Here is a 17,520-nt window from a genome sequence, read left to right as displayed (position 1 = left end):
ATTTCTTTACCTTGTCTTGCATAGACGGAGGCCACATTACTGGCTGCGCGTTCCTGATCGGAACAATGCGTGGCAGACCATCGATGTAGGTACAAAAACTGTTCATGATTACCTCAGCCAACCTGCTTGGTCGGGCTGTGATAGATATCAGCGAACATGTCAGCCATGGCTTCTTCGCTGGGTTCTTCCTGCATTTGCACGCTGACGGCGCGGCTGACCAATTGATGACGACGCGGCAGATGCAGATCATCCGGAATCCGTGGGCCATCGGTCAGGTACGCGACCGGCAATTCATGACTGATCGCCAGGCTCAACACTTCGCCGAGACTGGCCGTTTCATCCAGTTTAGTCAGGATGCAACCGGCCAGCCCGCAACGCTTGTAACTGTGATAAGCGGCGGTTAGAACCTGTTTCTGGCTGGTGGTTGCCAGGACCAGATAATTTTTTGAGCGAATGCCACGCCCGGCCAGGCTCTCAAGCTGCATGCGCAACGCCGGATCACTGGCTTGCAGCCCGGCAGTATCGATCAAAACCACGCGTTTGCGTAGCAGTGGATCCAATGCCTGCACCAGCGACTGGCCCGGATCGACGTGCGTCACCGGCACGTTGAGGATGCGTCCGAGGGTTTTCAGTTGTTCCTGCGCGCCGATGCGGAAGCTGTCCATGCTCACCAGTGCGACGTTCTGCGCGCCGTACTTGAGCACGTAACGCGCGGCGAGCTTGGCCAGCGTGGTGGTCTTGCCCATGCCGGCGGGGCCGACCATGGCAATCACACCGCCCTCTTCCAGCGGCTCGACTTCCGGTACGGCAATCATCCGCGCCAGGTGCGCGAGCAGCATGCGCCAGGCCTGACGCGGCTCTTCGATATCGGTGATCATCGCCAACAGGTCGCGCGACAGCGGGCCGGACAGGCCGATGCGCTGCAGACGGCGATACAGATTGGCCTGGGCCGGACGGCTGCCTTGCAGCTGATTCCAGGCCAGGGTGCCGAGCTGCACTTCCATCAACTCGCGCAAGCTGTTCAATTCAAAACGCATCGAATCCAGTGCACGCGGATCGACACCCGCCGAGGCCTGCGCAGGCGCTGCGGCCGGGCGCGTCGGTGCGGCGTAGGTCGGCTCGCTCAGTGGTTCGGCAGCAGTCAGCGGCAGGCCTGCGGTCAACGGCAGCCCGGCGAACAACTGCTGATTGGTGTTGCCGTCGGCTTCGCCACGCAGGCTCAGCTCGGCCTGGGCGGTGACGATGCGCGACTGGGTCTTGCGCAGCTCGTCTTCGAGTTCCATGTTCGGAACCCGTGGCGCCAGCGCCGACAATTTGTAATCCAGAGCCGCCGTCAACTCGACGCCGCCAGCAATGCGGCGGTTGCCGATGATGGCGGCATCAGCGCCCAGCTCATCGCGAACCAGCTTCATGGCCTGACGCATATCGGCGGCGAAAAAACGCTTAACTTGCATAAACCACTACCTCAGCCGTTGGGCCCTACTGTCGCAACGATGGTCACTTGCTTGTTGTCCGGTACTTCCTGGTAGGCCAGTACATGCAGCCCTGGCACTGCGAGGCGACCGAAGCGCGAGAGCATCGCGCGAATCGGGCCTGCTACCAGCAGGATCACCGGTTGGCCTTGCATTTCCTGCCGCTGGGCCGCTTCGATCAACGAACGTTGCAGCTTCTCGGCCATGCTCGGCTCCAGCAGAACGCCCTCTTCCGAGCCTTGTCCTGCCTTCTGCAGACTATTGAGCAATATCTGTTCCAACCTTGGTTCCAATGTGATTACAGGCAGCTCGGACTCAGTGCCTACAATGCTTTGGACGATGGCGCGCGATACGCCGACCCGCACAGCGGCGACCAGCGCGGCGGTATCTTGACTCTTCGCGGCGTTGTTCGCGATCGCCTCGGCGATGCTGCGGATGTCGCGCACCGGCACGTGCTCGGCGAGGAGCGCTTGCAGAACCTTGAGCAACTGCGACAGCGAAACCACGCCCGGCACCAGCTCTTCAGCCAGTTTCGGCGAGCTCTTGGCCAGCAATTGCATGAGTTGCTGCACTTCCTCGTGGCCGATCAGCTCACTGGAGTGCTTGTACAGAATCTGGTTCAAGTGGGTGGCGACCACGGTGCTGGCGTCGACCACGGTGTAGCCGAGCGATTGCGCCTGCGCACGCTGGCTGATTTCGATCCACACCGCTTCCAGGCCGAAAGCCGGATCTTTGGCGTTGATCCCGTTGAGCGAGCCATACACCTGGCCGGGGTTGATCGCCAGTTCGCGGTCCGGGTAGATCTCGGCCTCAGCGAGAATCACGCCCATCAGCGTCAAGCGATAAGCGCTCGGCGCCAGATCGAGGTTGTCGCGGATGTGCACGGTCGGCATCAGGAAGCCCAGATCCTGCGAGAGCTTCTTGCGCACACCCTTGATCCGCGCGAGCAATTGCCCACCCTGATTGCGGTCCACCAGCGGAATCAGGCGATAGCCGACTTCCAGGCCGATCATGTCGATCGGCGTCACGTCGTCCCAGCCCAGCTCTTTGGTTTCCATGGCGCGGGCTGGCGACGGCAGCAGTTCCTGCTGACGCTTGACCTCTTCCAGCGCGACAACCTTGGCAACGTTCTGCTTTTTCCAGAACAGGTACGCGCCGCCCGCAGCCAGCGCGGCCATGCTCAGGAAGGAGAAGTGCGGCATGCCCGGCACCAGACCCATCACCGCCATCAAACCAGCGGCCACGGCCAGCGCTTTCGGCGAGGCGAACATCTGGCGGTTGATCTGCTTGCCCATGTCTTCCGAGCCGGAAGCACGGGTCACCATGATCGCCGCTGCTGTAGATAACAACAGTGATGGCAATTGCGCCACTAAACCGTCACCGATGGTCAGCAAGGCGTAAACCTTGCCCGCGTCGCCGAAGCTCATGCCATGCTGGAAGATACCCACGGCCATGCCGCCGATGAGGTTGATGAACAGAATCAGCAGGCCGGCGATCGCGTCACCACGGACAAACTTGCTGGCACCGTCCATCGAACCGTAGAACTCCGCCTCCTGGGCGACTTCCTGACGGCGCGACTTGGCTTGATTCTGGTCGATCAGGCCGGCGTTGAGGTCGGCGTCGATCGCCATTTGTTTGCCGGGCATCGCATCGAGGGTGAAGCGCGCGCTCACCTCGGAAATCCGCCCGGCACCCTTGGTCACCACGACGAAGTTGATGATCATGAGGATCGCGAAGACCACGATACCGACCACGTAGTTACCGCCAATCACCACCTCACCGAAGGCCTGAATCACCTTACCGGCAGCGGCGTGGCCGTCCTGACCGTGGAGCATGACCACTCGCGTCGAGGCCACGTTCAGCGCCAGTCGCAGCAACGTCGCCACCAGCAGGATCGTCGGAAACACGGCGAAATCCAGCGGCCGCAGCGCGTACACGCAGACCAGCAGGACGACGATGGACAGGGCAATGTTGAAGGTAAAGAAGACGTCGAGCAGGAACGGCGGTACCGGCAACATCATCATCGCCAGCATGACCAGCAGCAACAACGGCACGCCCAGATTGCCTCGACTGAGGTCGGCAACGTTGGTGCGTGCTGTATTGAATAACTGAGTGCGATCCACCGGTTTTCCCCGTTCCTTTAAAGCAAACTTTTGACGCCCCGAACGGGCGCAGGGCGGCTATTGCAAGAAGCTTTCCAACTTTTGCCGGGGAATGAAATAGAGCGGTTTTACTTGGGATTTATCGGCTGATTGGGCTGGCCCCTTCGCGAGCAGGCTCGCTCCCACAGTTTGACATGCATTCCCAATCGGACATTTGGAATACGGCCCCTGTGGGAGCGAGCCTGCTCGCGAAGAGGCCATCGAATGCGGCGCATTTTGTCGATTTAAACGAAGCTGTTTAAAAGACACCTGCAGACACGGTCTCAAGGCTACAAATCCTTGCGCCATTGCCTACAGCCAAGCCAGAATCCGCCGGCTTGTGCGCTTTGGGGTCGAGTTCTATCGTGGTCCGGTCGCTGACGAATCAGCGATCGGGTTTAGCGACTCGAACTCAAGTCAAAGGTGCATCAGCGTTCCAGGCTTCGTTGCGGATCTGTATTTTCGCGATTTCGTCATGGTGGCTGTATGCGGGAGACCTTCGGGTCTGCCGGGTGCCTTTGACCGGTTCGCTAACCCGCGTACAGCCGCCACCCTCCCTGTTTAGCGACAGGTTGTCGCGGCTCCATTTCAAAGGAGCTTCACCATGATCAAACCAACACCCAACCCGCCCGAATCCGACCCCACCTCCCCCTACGAATCCCTCGATTCAAAAAAACTCCACGAAGCCGCCGATCGCGCCCTCGACCACTACCTCTGCCCACCCGGCTCGACCCCACCACCCTTCAGCCCCCGCGCCATGTACGCCGTCACCGCCGACACCAAAAACGAAGACCTCCTGGCCAACGCCTGCGAAACCCTCGCCTCGGCCAAAACCATCGCCCAGGAATTCGCCGGGCTGGTCAAACCATCGCAGCGCCGAACGCTGATGGGGATTGCGCAACTGATCATGCTCGGGGAACTGGCGGTAAATCGGGTGCTGGATAATCTGGAGTTGCCTGGATGATGCGGTTCGGCTGAGTGATTCGAGTGAGAGAGCCGGCCTTTTGGCGAGCAAGCGCGCTCCCACATTTTGATCTTCTTGGATGCAAATCTTGCAGCGGCTGAAGATCCTGTCGAGTGCAGCTTGCGCGAGCTAGGCCTCTCGGCGGCGCAGGAGCGCCCACCCCTTCAGCGATACCATTGGTCGGAAAACCGTCCCCACCTGTCAGATCTGACAGGTGACGGGCGCCTCGTTCTGCGTTGTGATGAACCTTGCCTGCCATTGTTCCTGGAGAACAGAATGAGCGTTCAAGTCCATTCAACCGAAGCCAACGCTGCCCTGGCCTTGTATCCCGTGTACCCCCCGCAATGGATAACACCGGTGCTGCCTCCAGGTACTGCCGATGGTGGCCTTCCTCTCTCGGCATTCACTCCATCTGGGGTAGAACTTGTCATCGACCCCATAACCGGCTTGCGGAACTGGGTCATGGCGGCTTATGACGTCGTGACTATTTTTGTCAACGGAGTCAGCACCGGCATCAGCAAAACCATCTATCCCGGTGAGGAGCAGGAACGCATTCTTTTGCGCGTGCCGGCGAGCTGGTTCACAAACGGTGTCAACGATGTCCACTACAGAGTGACCCGAGCCAGCGGTAACGACGCTGACTCACCCACACTCAAGCTGCTCTACAACAACCCGGCGCCTACCGTCACCGTCAGCCATCCACCCAGCGTCGCACCGGGGCAGACGGCAGTCATCACGATCACCGTCGGTTACCCACGGTCTCACGACACGGTCACGCTCACCATAGGCACCTGGAGCATCACATTTCCCAACCCCACAAGCCCGATCACCCATACCCTGACGGCTGCCGAATTGCAGTTGATTGGCGACGGCACCCATTCGGTCTTCGCCAGGGTGCGCGATCAATTGACCAACAACAATGAGTCGGCGACGACCCCGATCACTATCACCGCCAATCAGAAGGTGTACAACTCGCCGATAATCGCTGAGGCCGTGGACGGCATGCTCGACGTGGCCGCACTGAGGGGCCAGGACGCCACGCTACGAGCACGCAACTGGACGGGGATCCAGGTCGGTCAGCAGGTGTGGCTGAAGCTCACCGGCCAGAAACCCGACGGCTCGGCGCACGTCCTGCAATTCTGGAATGGTGACACCCACAAGGTGAATGCGACCTGGGTCAGTCAGGGGTTCTGGGATAAACCGCTGCTCATAGCTTTTCTGAAAGAATTGAAAGAAGGATCGCTGTTGAAACTGGAATTCTGGGTATCGGAGGACAAGAGCAATGACTTCGCTAGCGCCACGCGGTTTCCGGATCAGGTGTATACCGTCATTGGCCTGCAACTTGACCTGCCACCCCCGACCTTGAACCCGCCCACAGTGCCGATTGACGTTTTGGCTAATCCGGATGGAGTGAAGCTTCAGATAACAGGCTTCGCAGCAGAGAAAGACGATAAAGCTCAATTCGTCCAGGTGAACGCGCCGGCCGGTGCGCCGCCGTTTCCGGTGGTGGATTTTGTTGGTGGGATTGCAGAGATTTCATTGAGCGCTGCGTTTCTGGCGGCTTGGCATGGCAAGGCGATTGAGTTGCGGTGGGATTTGATTCGTACCGGAGTTCCGGCTGGAGAATCACCAACAGTCAGGTTTGATGTCATGACAATCGCTGATGGAGACCCGCGTTTGCCGACACCCGTAATTCTCCAAGCAATTGGGCCGGACGAAGGAAAAGTACTTGATTTATCGACTTTTGATGGCGATGCGACTGTGACAGTCGATACCTGGACAGCCATGGCAAAGGGACAAAAGTTCTGGCTGCTTTGCGTAGGAAAAAAAGATGATGGATCGGACTACGAAATTTCGTTGGCTAATGGAATTGAAATTGAAATGCCAGGTAAATTGAGCAGAACGCTTTTGCGTTCGGAACTAGACCGCCTTGTTGATGGATCTCTTCGCGTGGACATTAGTGTTGGATTCAGCACCAACGGGGACAAAAACGACGCTACTCTGTTCCCTAGTCTAAATGTAGGCCTCAAGGTACGTGCAAAACTCATCATAGATGATTCACCTTTAGAGTTGTCAGGCAGGACAGTGTCAATCGTGAATACCAGTGGTCAGTACATCGATAGATGGCGCCTTACGGGTGTTCATCCGTCTGGAGCCTCAGCAAATCGTCAAGCGTCAGGAGGAGTGGGTCAAATTACTTATCAATCGGATAATCCAAAAATCGCAAACGTCAATGACGTCGGGTTAATCTGGAGTGAAGGTAATGGCAGCACCACCATCAATGTAAGAGATAGCTCAGGCCAACATGCCTCAATTTCTGTTTCTGTAAGCAACGTCGAACAATGCATTGTCTCACCATCACTTATAGCTGATTCAAAGATTGATCAGTGGGTCAATGCGAATGGCCGTGCTGTAAAAACGTCAGACCTGGTTTTGTTCCGAACTAAATTTTTTGTGACTCAGCCCGCTGCCTATGGAATTCGCTCAGACGTTAGTTTGTATTGGGGGTTGTACAACGAAGGACACGGGTGGAGAGAGCATGCTTATCATTCTAGCCCTGGACACACTGTCTTGTGTTTGCGGTAGTGAGTCGACGCTTCGCCTCATCAGAATTGAGAGAAAAGGGGACAGGAGTAAAGGGAACGGATTTATTTAACCAGTGATCTAGAACAGCGGGGCTTGAACTTGGTTGTTTTCCTGACCGGGATGACCCCTTAGCGAGCAGGCTCACTTTCGACGGTTGATCGCATTACAAGTGGAATCAAGTTTGCTCGCGAAGGCTACTGACAGGCAATAATCGCCCAAAAAAACCGCCGTTGCGCATCATCGGGACGGCGGTTTTCTTTTCAGGTGTTTGGCGATGAGGGCAAACTGCCGGTCAATACCGAAGGATTTTCACTTTCCCATTTTTGGTCCTGGGCAATTCGAACTCGACTTCGCCGCCCACTTTGATCTTCGCCTGCAAGGCCTCAGCCAATGGAACGCTGAATCGGTACTCTTTGGCAGTCAGAAAAAATTCGTGGCTTCGGCAAAGGAAAGGCATCGTCCCGTCGGCTTCGGCGTGATGGTGCCTTTGCCGGTTTTTTCATCGTAGCTGCTGAAAATACCTTTCATCGTCGTGCTCCCTTGCACTCGCTCGCCTGACCGCGCCAGTACGCAGCTGCATCTTGCATCAAACTGCAAAATCACGGCGACTGCACCTGTCAGAGTTGACAGTAAAGGGGAATCTCAGACAAAAGGCTGCGCAGCAACGTCAGGAATCCCGCCGCAAGTCCGGTGGAATCGGCAGATCATCCTTGAGCGGGTCCGGCCGTTTGCCCTTGCCCGCCTGGTGTTGGCGGATCTGGTAGACGTAGGCTAATACCTGCGCCACCGCCAGATACAGTCCACCGGGAATTTCCTGCTCAAGCTCAGTTGAGTAATAGATCGAGCGCGCCAGCGCAGGCGACTCGAGCAGCATGACGTTGTTGGCCACTGCGATTTCGCGGATTTTCAGGGCGATGAAGTCGCTGCCCTTGGCCAGCAGCACCGGCGCGCCGCCCTTCTCCGAGTCGTACTTGAGCGCGACCGCGTAGTGGGTCGGGTTGGTGATGACCACGTCGGCTTCGGGAATCGCCGCCATCATCCGTCGCTGGGACATTTCGCGCTGGGTCTGGCGAATGCGTTGTTTGACCTCGGGGCGGCCTTCCTGGTCCTTGTGTTCGTCGCGCACTTCCTGCTTGGTCATCTTGAGCTTCTTCATGCTCTCCCAGATCTGCACCGGCACGTCGACGGCGGCGATGATGATCAGACCGCAGGCCAGCCACAGCGTGCTCCAGCCCACCAGCAAGACGCTGTGGATGATCGCCATGTCCAGTGGTTCGTGGGCGATGCGCAGCAAGTCGTCGACGTCGGCGGACAATACCAACAGCGCCACGCCCAAGGTAATCAGAAACTTCGCCAATGCCTTGAGCAGTTCAACCACAGCCTTGAACGAGAACATCCGTTTGAGGCCGGCGGCCGGGTTCATCCGGCTGAATTTGGGTGCCAGCGAACTTGCCGCGAACAGCCAGCCACCCAGGGAGATTGGCCCGATGATGGCGGCGAGCAACAGGGTGATCATCACCGGCTGAATCGCCAGCAACGCGATCAGGCCCGACTCCAGCAAAAATCGGCCCATGGCGCCCTGATCCATGACCACTTCGCGGGACAGGGTGAAGTTCAGGCGCATCACGTCCATCATTTCTTGCGCAAGCATGCCGCCGAAAATCAGCAGCGCAGAGGCGCCGGCCATCATCACGGCCAGGGTGTTGAGCTCTTTGGAACGGGCGATTTCACCCTTCTCACGAGAGTCCTTTTTGCGCTTCTCCGTGGGGTCTTCCGTTTTGTCCTGACCGCTTTCGCTCTCTGCCATGACTCAGCGCGCCCGTGCCAGTTCGCGTAGCAACTGCAAGGCCTCGCTGGCCAGCGGTTGATACTGGTTGAGAATGTCCGCCAGGCCCACCCAGACGATGAACAGGCCGAGCACCAGGGTCAGCGGAAAACCGATCGAGAAGATGTTCAGTTGCGGCGCGGCGCGGGTCATCACGCCGAAGGCGATGTTGACCACCAACAGTGCGGTGACGGCCGGCAACACCAGCAGCAATGCGGCGCCGAGGACCCAGCCGAGTTTGCCGGCCAGTTCCCAGTAATGCGCAACCATCAAACCGCCGCCGACCGGCAGCGTGGTGAAACTTTCAGTGAGGACTTCGAACACCACCAGATGGCCGTTCATCGACAGGAACAGCAACGTCACCAGCATGGTGAAGAACTGCCCGATCACCGCCACCGAAACGCCGTTGGTAGGGTCGATCATCGAGGCGAAGCCCATGCCCATCTGCACCGCGACAATCTGCCCGGCGACGGCAAACGCCTGAAAGAACAGTTGCAGGGAAAAGCCGAGCACGGCGCCAACCAGAATCTGCTCGCCGATCAGCAACAGGCCGCTGAGATCGAGTGGGCTGACGGCGGGCATCGGCGGCAGCGCCGGGGTGATGACCACGGTGATCGCCACGGCGAAATACAGGCGCACGCGGCGCGGGATCAGGGTGGTGCCGAATACCGGCATGACCATCAGCATCGACGCCACGCGAAACAGCGGCAGCATGAACGACGCCACCCAGGTGCTGATCTGGGTGTCGGTCAGCTGAAGCAGCGATTGCATGGCTTAGCCGATGACCATCGGAATGTTTTTGTACAGCTGGATGATGTATTCCATGAACGTCTGCACGATCCACGGACCGCCGATGATCAGGGTCACCAGCATCACCAGAAGACGCGGCAGGAAGCTCAGGGTCTGTTCGTTGATCTGCGTGGCGGCCTGGAACATGGACACCAGCAGGCCGACCAGAAGGCTCGGCACCACCAGGATGGCAACCATCATGGTGGTCAGCCACAGGGCTTCACGAAAGATATCGACCGCGACTTCCGGCGTCATGGCGAAACACCTCCAAAACTGCTGGCCAGAGTACCGATGATCAGCGCCCAGCCATCGACCAGCACGAACAGCATGATCTTGAACGGCAACGAAATGATCAGCGGCGAGAGCATCATCATACCCATGGCCATCAGCACGCTCGCCACGACGAGGTCGATGATCAGGAACGGAATGAAGATCATGAAGCCGATCTGGAAGGCGGTTTTAAGCTCGGAAGTCACGAACGCCGGCACCAGAATGGTCAACGGCGCCTGATCCGGGCTGGCAATGTCGGTGCGCTTGGACAGGCGCATGAACAGCTCCAGATCGCTGGTGCGGGTCTGCGCGAGCATGAAGTCCTTGATCGGCACCTGAGCCTTTTCCACCGCTTGCTGGGCGGTGAGGGTTTCCGCCAGATACGGTTGCAGCGCGTCGTTGTTCACCCGGTCGAACACCGGCGCCATGATGAACAGCGTCAGGAACAGCGCCATGCCGGTGAGAATCTGGTTCGACGGCGTCTGTTGCAGGCCGAGGGCCTGACGCAGGATCGAGAAGACGATGATTATCCGCGTGAAGCTGGTCATCAGGATGACCGCCGCTGGAATAAAGCTCAGCGCGGTCATGATCAGCAGGATCTGCAGACTGACCGAATATTCCTGCGCGCCGTCGGCATTGGTGCCCAGCGTGATCGCCGGGATCGACAACGGATCGGCGGCCAACGCCAGCGGCGCGGCCAGCAACAGGACCAGCGTCAAGACGATGCGGAGCGCACCCATTACTTCGTATCCTTTTGGTCCTTGCCAAGAATCTTCAGCAGATGCTGAGCAAATTCCGGCGTCGCTTTTTCACTGGCGGTGGGGACTTCGACCGGCTCTTTGAGCACGTGCAGCGCGGTGATGGTGCCGGGGCTGAGGCCGAGCAGAATCTGCTCGTTGCCGACCTGCACCAGCATCAAGCGGTCACGCGGACCGAGCGCGCGTGAGCCGATCAGCTCGATCACCTGGCCCTTGCCGGCCGGCCCCGCCTGCTGCACGCGGCGCAGCAGCCAGGCGAGGAAGAAAATCAAACCCAGCACCAGCAGCAAACCGAACACCAGTTGTGTCAACTGACCGGCCACGCCGCTATTGACCATTGGCGCGGTGGCGGCAGGCGCGGCAGTGGTTGCGCCCGGCTCGGCAGCCAGCACGCTCAACGGCCATGCCAGCAGCACCCAGAGAAACCTTTTCACTCAGCGCAGCTTCTTGATGCGTTCGCTTGGGCTGATCACGTCGGTCAGGCGGATGCCGAACTTCTCGTTGACCACCACTACTTCGCCGTGGGCGATCAAGGTGCCGTTGACCAGCACGTCGAGCGGCTCACCGGCCAGACGATCAAGCTCGATCACCGAACCCTGGTTGAGTTGCAGCAGGTTGCGGATGTTGATGTCGGTACTGCCGACTTCCATCGAGATCGACACCGGGATGTCGAGGATCACGTCCAGGTTCGGACCGTCGAGGGTCACCGGATCATTGTTCTTCGGCACGCTGCCGAACTCTTCCATCGGCAGACGGTTGGAGCTGGAAGTGCCGGCGTCGGCGGCCAGCAGTGCATCGATGTCAGCCTGGCCGGCGTCACCGGTTTCTTCCAGGGCCGCAGCCCATTCATCGGCCAGTGCCTGGTCGTCCTGCGCGTTCATATCGTCGTTCATCATGTGTCCTCGGCGGGCAACAATTCGGTTAAATACGGGGGTGAAAAGCGCCGCCTCAGCGACGCTCGATCGGCTCGATCACCTGCAACGCGAGGTTGCCTTTGTGCGAGCCCATCTTGACCTTGAAGGCCGGCACGCCGTTGGCGCGCATGATCATGTCTTCCGGCATCTCGACCGGGATCACATCCCCCGGTTGCATGTGCAGGATGTCGCGCAGCTTCAACTGGCGGCGGGCCACGGTGGCGCCGATCGGCACGTCGACATCGAGCACGTCCTGGCGCAGGGCGTTGACCCAGCGCTCGTCCTGATCGTCGAGGTCGGACTGGAAACCGGCGTCGAGCATCTCGCGTACTGGCTCGATCATCGAGTACGGCATGGTCACGTGCAGATCGCCGCCACCGCCATCGAGTTCGATGTGGAAGGTGGAGACCACAATTGCTTCGCTCGGGCCGACGATGTTGGCCATGGCCGGGTTCACTTCCGAGTTGATGTACTCGAAATTGACTTCCATGATCGCCTGCCAGGCTTCTTTCAGATCGACGAAAGCCTGCTCGAGCACCATGCGCACTACGCGCAACTCGGTCGGGGTGAACTCACGCCCTTCGATCTTGGCGTGACGGCCGTCACCACCGAAGAAGTTGTCCACCAGCTTGAACACCAGTTTGGCGTCGAGGATGAACAGCGCGGTGCCGCGCAGCGGTTTGATCTTGACCAGGTTGAGGCTGGTCGGCACGTACAGCGAGTGCACGTATTCGCCGAACTTCATCACCTGCACACCACCGACAGCCACGTCCGCCGAGCGGCGCAGCATGTTGAACATGCTGATGCGGGTGTAGCGGGCAAAGCGCTCGTTGATCATTTCCAGCGTCGGCATGCGTCCACGGACGATGCGATCCTGACTGGTCAGGTCGTAGCTTTTGACACTGCCGGGTTCGGCAGCATTATCGGTCTGTACCAGACCATCATCGACGCCATGCAGCAGCGCATCGATTTCATCCTGGGACAGCAGATCCTGCACGGCCATGTCGTGTTCCTACTGCAGTACGAAATTAGTGAAAAGCAACTGTTCGATGACCACTTTGCCCAGTTCTTTCTGCGCCACTTCCTGGACGCTGGCGGTGGCCTTCTGGCGCAACATCTCTTGGCCGACCGGTGTCGCCAGTGTGGCGAAATCCTGACCGGAGAAGAGCATTACCAGGTTGTTGCGGATAACCGGCATGTGCACTTTGAGCGCGTCCAGATCGGCCTGATTCCGCGCCAGCATGGTGATGCTCACCTGCATGTAGCGCTGACGGCCGTTCTGGTTGTAGTTGGCCACGAAGGCCGGCGCCATCGGCTCGAAAATCGCCGCCTGCTTGCCGACCGGCGCTGCTTCAGCGGCCTCGGCAGGCTTGCTTTGCGCGCCGTGCATGAAGAACCAGGTCGCCCCGACGGATGCACCAATGGCCACCAGCAACGCCAGCACGATCACGATGATCAGCTTGAGTTTGCCTTTGGTTGCGGGGTCTTTTACTGCTGCAGCTTCGCTCTTCGCCATGCCAATAATCCGTCACTAATCGGGGGTTTCACAGTCGCACGGCAAGGCAAGAGCAAGTGTTATGCCAGAAGTGTCGGAGGTCGAGAACGACGCTAAAGTCAAAAGCACCCTCACCCCAGCCCTCTCCCTGAGGGAGAGGGGGCCGACCGAGATGTAATGGGGCTGGACATCGACCTGCACAACCGAGGTGATTGCAAGTTCAGGGCGGGAATCAACAGGTCGCCGAATGTCGAACGGATTCAGCGATGCTCGTTCAGGTCGGCGTAGTTCTTCAAGATTCCCCAATCGGTCCCCTCTCCCTCTGGGAGAGGGCTAGGGTGAGGGGGCTCTTGATTTGCTCAGGCGTAATAGTCGACCGCGCTGCTGCCAATTACGCTGGTAGTCTGCGCCGCCACTTCAGCGACAGTAGCCGGTGCCAATTCCTCATCCGCCGAATCCAAGCGGCCACCCGCAGCGCTGGTCCGGCCACTCTGCCCCTGCTGCGCCTGTTCCTGACCTTGCTGCCCCTGCCAGCCACGGTTCTGGTCGGCGACGTTGACGTCCACCTGGCCCATGCCCTGCTGGTTGAACATGTCACGCAGGCGGTGCATCTGGCTGTCGAGCGCTTCACGCACGCTTGGGTGTGCGCTCATAAAGGTGACCTGGGTTTGCTGATCGGGAACCATGTTCACGCGGATATCCAGACGCCCAAGCTCCGCCGGCTGCAACTGAATGTCGGCGGCCTTCAGGTTGACGCTGGACAGGTACATGACGCGGTTGACCACTTCTTCGGTCCAGCCGCTCTGGTGCATGGCGATCGGCTGATTCACCGGCAGCGCATTGGCGGTTTTCGGCGTAGCGGCCTGGGTCAGTGCCGCCAGACGGTTGGCGAAGTCATCGACGCGGGTGTCGCTGGTAGCCGATTTCAGATCCTTCAGACCATCGTCGATCAGCCCGCTGAAAGCTTGTTCGCCGCGCTGACTGGTGCTGTCCTTGTCGTCCTGCACGTCGAGCATGCTGGCCATGCCGGCGGCAAAGTTCTGCGCGGCGGTCAATTCACCGTCAGCCTGAGCTTGAGCAGGCGTGGCTTTCGGTTGCGCCTGACTGGCGGCGGAAATATGCCCGCCCTGCTCCATCGCCATGCGCACGGCCGGCATCGAGTCGAGCGGGTCGGCCGATGGATCGAAATCGCTGTCGGTTGCCGCCGGATCTTTGACCATGCCCGACACGACCGCCAGTGCAGGCGTTTCGGTTTCCGGCTGGGCTGGCGTGGCGACTGTTGGCGTTTGCACCACAGGCGCTGCCACCAACGGCTGAACGACTTGCGCCAAGGCCGGATCAAGGGCCGGGTCTACAGGCGCGGCATCGGCCACAGGGGGTTGTATGGTTTCAGCGGTGTCATCGGCAGTGGCAGTCGCGTCGTCGCTCGCCGCCGCTTTGTCGGCAGGCAACGCTTTGCCGCTATCGGCAACTGCTGGCTGGGGCGCGGCAGATTGATCTTTGCCGATATCCTTTTTGCCGCTGCTGTCCGCGACCTTATCGCGTGCCGGCCTGACTGAATTGTCAGCGCTCACGGCGGGCTTGGCCGGCGCCTGATCGGCAAACACTTTGGCGAAGCTGGAGGCCTTGTCCCCGGCGTCTGCGGCCATTGCCGACGATTTGGCAGAGGCGGCTTGCGCCTTGGCCTGAGCGGCGGTCTGAAGAAGAATGTTGGGGGTCGCAGGCATGACACGGTCTCCGCTGCACTGGGATCGTAGGTACAGTTGAGCAAGTTGACTGCAAGTGCCGGGCCAGTTTGGCCAGACACTTGCGAAAAGCGCCGGACGGCAGCTTCAGTGGATGTGGGCGTGGTGCTTTTCGCTTTCGTACACCGGACGTACTTCGGCGAATTCAGAATGGATATCGGCGACTAGCTGAGCGAGCGCTTCCGGGCTTTTGTCCTTCGCGTTCGACTCCAGGTCCTGGCACAACTCGGCCAGTCGAACCGCGCCCATGTTGCTGGCGCTGCCCTTGAAGCTATGCGCTACATCGGAAAGCGCTTTGGCGCTGGTGCTGTCCTGCAACTCGTGCAGGCGGCTTTGCGAATCTGCCAGAAAAGTCTCCAGCAATTCCGTATAGCCGTCCTCCATCACCTCGCGCAAAGTATCGAGGACTTCGCGATTTACATGTGGGTCTGTCACTTGCTCACTCCTTGATCAAGAATGGGCGGATTATGCCTCAATCTCCCAGAAAAACTCCACGCTGGCACTACGACCTTGGTCCGACCAACTGGCGTTGCGCCCCAGCTGCCGGACCAGACCGATGCCGCGTCCCGACAAGCGGACGTTATCCACGGGCCTTTCCATGACCCGCGCCACATCAAACCCCTTGCCGCTATCCTCGACGCGGATGACCAGCCGCCCACCCTCGCCTCGCGGTTGTACCTGCAAATGCACTCGCACGAAACCGTCTTGCAGCGCCTCCAACCGCGCCGCGCGCATTTCATAGTAGCGGGCGAAACCTGCCGCATCGCGTTTGAGGCTCGAGTCCAGCCCGAGCACGCCATGCTCCAGCCCATTGGAATACAACTCGGCGAGCACGCTGTACAGCGCCCCGCTTTGCGCGCGCAGGCCATGCACCTCAAGCAGCAACTGCAAGAGGAACGGCAATGGATTGAAGCGCCTGAGTGTGGCGCCGCGAAACTCGAAACTGGCCGACCAGTCCAGCGGGCACGACTGGCCGCTGTCGGAATACACCGGCGCTGCGCCGTGGGCCTTGGCCGACTCGAGCAGACTGACTTCGACCATGCTCACATCATCACGGGCCTGCCCACGAAAATCGCGCAACGCTTGCTCGATATCCTCGAATAACCGATCCGGCTCACGGTTCGCCGCAAACACCTGCTGCAAGCGTTCGACGCCGAACAACTGGTCATTGGCATCGCAGGTATCGATCACCCCGTCCGATAACAGAAACACTCGATCATCGACGGCCATCGGATAGACATCCGTACGGTCATCGAAGGCTTGCGCGCTGAGAATCCCCAGGGGCAAATGCCGCGCCGGCAAGGGCACGCGCTCGCCACTGGCCATGCGATGCAAGTAACCGTCGGGCATGCCACCGTTCCACACCTCCACCGAACGGCTCTGGAAACTCAGACTGAGCAAGGTGGCACAGCAGAACATGTCCACCGGCAGGATGCGCTTGAGCTTGGCGTTCATCTCGCGCAGGGTTTCGGCCAGGCCATAGCCCTTGGCGGTCATCCCATAAAACACTTCGGCCAGCGGCATCGCCCCCACCGCTGCCGGCAAGCCATGCCCGGTGAAATCGCCGAGCATGACGTGCATGTCACCGGCAGGCGTGTACGCCGCCAGCAACAAGTCACCGTTGAACAGCGCATACGGCGATTGCAGGTAACGGATGTTCGGCGCACTCAGGCAACCGGAATGTGCGACCTTGTCGAACACCGCTTTGGCCACGCGTTGTTCGTTGAGTAGATAGTCATGATGTTTTGCGATCAGATCACGCTGCTGCAGGACCGTTGCCTGAAGGCGCCGCAAGCGATCCATCGCCTTGATTTTGGCGGCAAGGATCACCTGGTTGTACGGCTTCGCCAGAAAATCGTCGCCGCCAGCCTCCAGACACCGAGCCAGCGCTTCACTCTCGGTCAGCGACGTGAGGAAAATGATCGGCACCAACGTTTCACCCGCCAGCGCCTTGATCTGCCGCGCCGCTTCGAAGCCGTCCATCACCGGCATCAGCGCGTCCATCAACACCAGATCGGGTTGTTGCTGCTGGAAGCATTCGACCGCCTCCGCACCATTGGCCGCCGTCAGCACCTGATGACCTTGACGGCGGACAATGGTCGACAGCAGCAGCCGGTCGGCGGCGCTGTCTTCGGCGATAAGAATGGTCAGCGGCTCTTGCGCCTGCATGGGCGTCAACTGATGTCGAAGAGTTTGTCGAAGTTGGAAATCGCGAGGATTTTCTTCACATCGGAGCTGCTGTTGACGACACGGATATCCGAATTGTCGCCACCGGCGTGATCACGCAGCAGAAGCAACATGCCCAGCGCGGAGCTGTCGAGGTAAGTGGCCTCTTTGAGATCGACCACGATGGATTCGGGTTTGTGTGGGAGCCGTTCATACGACTCGCGAAATTCCTGATGGCGACCGAAATCGAACCGGCCTTTGACGGCGATCGTGAGCTTTTTCTGGTCTGGAGAGACTTCTGTAACGACTGACATTGACTGGCTTCCTTGTCATTGACGAACCTGTACAAGGTTTAGCACCTGGATAGGCTTGGGGCAAGGCGCAACAGTGGAACA

Annotated in this window: 16 protein-coding genes; 2 read left to right on the top strand and 14 right to left on the bottom strand. The window is 59.3% G+C overall.

What is annotated here, in order from left to right; all coding sequences use genetic code 11:
• Positions 1-113 precede the first annotated feature (113 nt).
• Both flhF and flhA read right to left on the bottom strand, forming a co-directional pair.
• Complete coding sequence (gene flhF / locus AC0Z5Z_RS13635; protein WP_024012117.1) at positions 114-1,454, bottom strand: flagellar biosynthesis GTPase FlhF; 1,341 nt, start codon at positions 1,452-1,454, stop codon at positions 114-116.
• 11 nt (positions 1,455-1,465) lie between these two features.
• The gene (gene flhA, locus AC0Z5Z_RS13630) at positions 1,466-3,595 is read right to left on the bottom strand and encodes a flagellar biosynthesis protein FlhA (protein ID WP_016771062.1); all 2,130 of its coding nucleotides are present in this window, start codon (positions 3,593-3,595) and stop codon (positions 1,466-1,468) included.
• 622 nt (positions 3,596-4,217) lie between these two features.
• On the opposite strand from flhA, the gene AC0Z5Z_RS13625 reads away from it, so the two are divergent.
• Together AC0Z5Z_RS13625 and AC0Z5Z_RS13620 are read left to right on the top strand one after the other, a co-directional pair.
• Positions 4,218-4,577 carry a DUF6124 family protein gene (locus AC0Z5Z_RS13625; RefSeq protein ID WP_217850644.1) on the top strand — a complete coding sequence of 120 codons (360 nt, stop codon included), beginning with the start codon at positions 4,218-4,220 and terminating at the stop codon, positions 4,575-4,577.
• A 276-nt stretch (positions 4,578-4,853) separates the two neighbouring features.
• Complete coding sequence (locus AC0Z5Z_RS13620; protein WP_485611213.1) at positions 4,854-7,163, top strand: Ig-like domain-containing protein; 2,310 nt, start codon at positions 4,854-4,856, stop codon at positions 7,161-7,163.
• Positions 7,164-7,830: 667 nt separating this feature from the next.
• Here AC0Z5Z_RS13620 and flhB read toward each other — a convergent pair.
• From flhB to AC0Z5Z_RS13560, 12 genes are all read right to left on the bottom strand, one after another.
• Positions 7,831-8,970 (bottom strand): flagellar biosynthesis protein FlhB, encoded by a 1,140-nt coding sequence (flhB, locus tag AC0Z5Z_RS13615; RefSeq protein ID WP_016771065.1) that lies wholly within the window; start codon positions 8,968-8,970, stop codon positions 7,831-7,833.
• A gap of 3 nt (positions 8,971-8,973) precedes the next feature.
• A complete protein-coding gene (gene fliR, locus AC0Z5Z_RS13610; protein ID WP_073472764.1) occupies positions 8,974-9,759 on the bottom strand; it encodes a flagellar biosynthetic protein FliR in 786 nt (261 codons plus the stop codon).
• Positions 9,760-9,762: 3 nt separating this feature from the next.
• On the bottom strand, positions 9,763-10,032 hold the full coding sequence (gene fliQ / locus AC0Z5Z_RS13605) for a flagellar biosynthesis protein FliQ (RefSeq protein WP_016771067.1): 270 nt from the start codon (positions 10,030-10,032) through the stop codon (positions 9,763-9,765).
• Entirely contained in the window at positions 10,029-10,787 is a 759-nt protein-coding gene (fliP, locus tag AC0Z5Z_RS13600; RefSeq protein ID WP_150636664.1) for a flagellar type III secretion system pore protein FliP, read from the bottom strand. Before fliP ends, fliQ begins: the two co-directional genes overlap by 4 nt.
• Positions 10,787-11,239 (bottom strand): flagellar biosynthetic protein FliO, encoded by a 453-nt coding sequence (fliO, locus tag AC0Z5Z_RS13595; RefSeq protein ID WP_016771069.1) that lies wholly within the window; start codon positions 11,237-11,239, stop codon positions 10,787-10,789. Before fliO ends, fliP begins: the two co-directional genes overlap by 1 nt.
• The gene (gene fliN / locus AC0Z5Z_RS13590) at positions 11,240-11,698 is read right to left on the bottom strand and encodes a flagellar motor switch protein FliN (RefSeq protein WP_016771070.1); all 459 of its coding nucleotides are present in this window, start codon (positions 11,696-11,698) and stop codon (positions 11,240-11,242) included.
• Positions 11,699-11,753: 55 nt separating this feature from the next.
• Complete coding sequence (gene fliM, locus AC0Z5Z_RS13585; RefSeq protein ID WP_003222890.1) at positions 11,754-12,722, bottom strand: flagellar motor switch protein FliM; 969 nt, start codon at positions 12,720-12,722, stop codon at positions 11,754-11,756.
• Positions 12,723-12,731: 9 nt separating this feature from the next.
• The gene (gene fliL / locus AC0Z5Z_RS13580; protein WP_016771071.1) at positions 12,732-13,235 is read right to left on the bottom strand and encodes a flagellar basal body-associated protein FliL; all 504 of its coding nucleotides are present in this window, start codon (positions 13,233-13,235) and stop codon (positions 12,732-12,734) included.
• A gap of 338 nt (positions 13,236-13,573) precedes the next feature.
• On the bottom strand, positions 13,574-14,941 hold the full coding sequence (locus tag AC0Z5Z_RS13575) for a flagellar hook-length control protein FliK (RefSeq protein WP_150636662.1): 1,368 nt from the start codon (positions 14,939-14,941) through the stop codon (positions 13,574-13,576).
• A 105-nt stretch (positions 14,942-15,046) separates the two neighbouring features.
• Complete coding sequence (locus AC0Z5Z_RS13570) at positions 15,047-15,394, bottom strand: Hpt domain-containing protein (protein ID WP_041479021.1); 348 nt, start codon at positions 15,392-15,394, stop codon at positions 15,047-15,049.
• Between the two features lie 30 nt (positions 15,395-15,424).
• Positions 15,425-17,128: an ATP-binding SpoIIE family protein phosphatase gene (locus AC0Z5Z_RS13565; protein WP_485611212.1), complete on the bottom strand. Its 1,704-nt coding sequence runs from the start codon at positions 17,126-17,128 to the stop codon at positions 15,425-15,427.
• Between the two features lie 5 nt (positions 17,129-17,133).
• The gene (locus tag AC0Z5Z_RS13560) at positions 17,134-17,439 is read right to left on the bottom strand and encodes an STAS domain-containing protein (protein ID WP_056783805.1); all 306 of its coding nucleotides are present in this window, start codon (positions 17,437-17,439) and stop codon (positions 17,134-17,136) included.
• Between the last annotated feature and the right edge of the window lie 81 nt (positions 17,440-17,520).

The organism is Pseudomonas sp. 1L-E-NC-VB-C3 (genome assembly GCF_057291535.1).
This window is presented reverse-complemented; position numbering and strand designations above follow the sequence as displayed.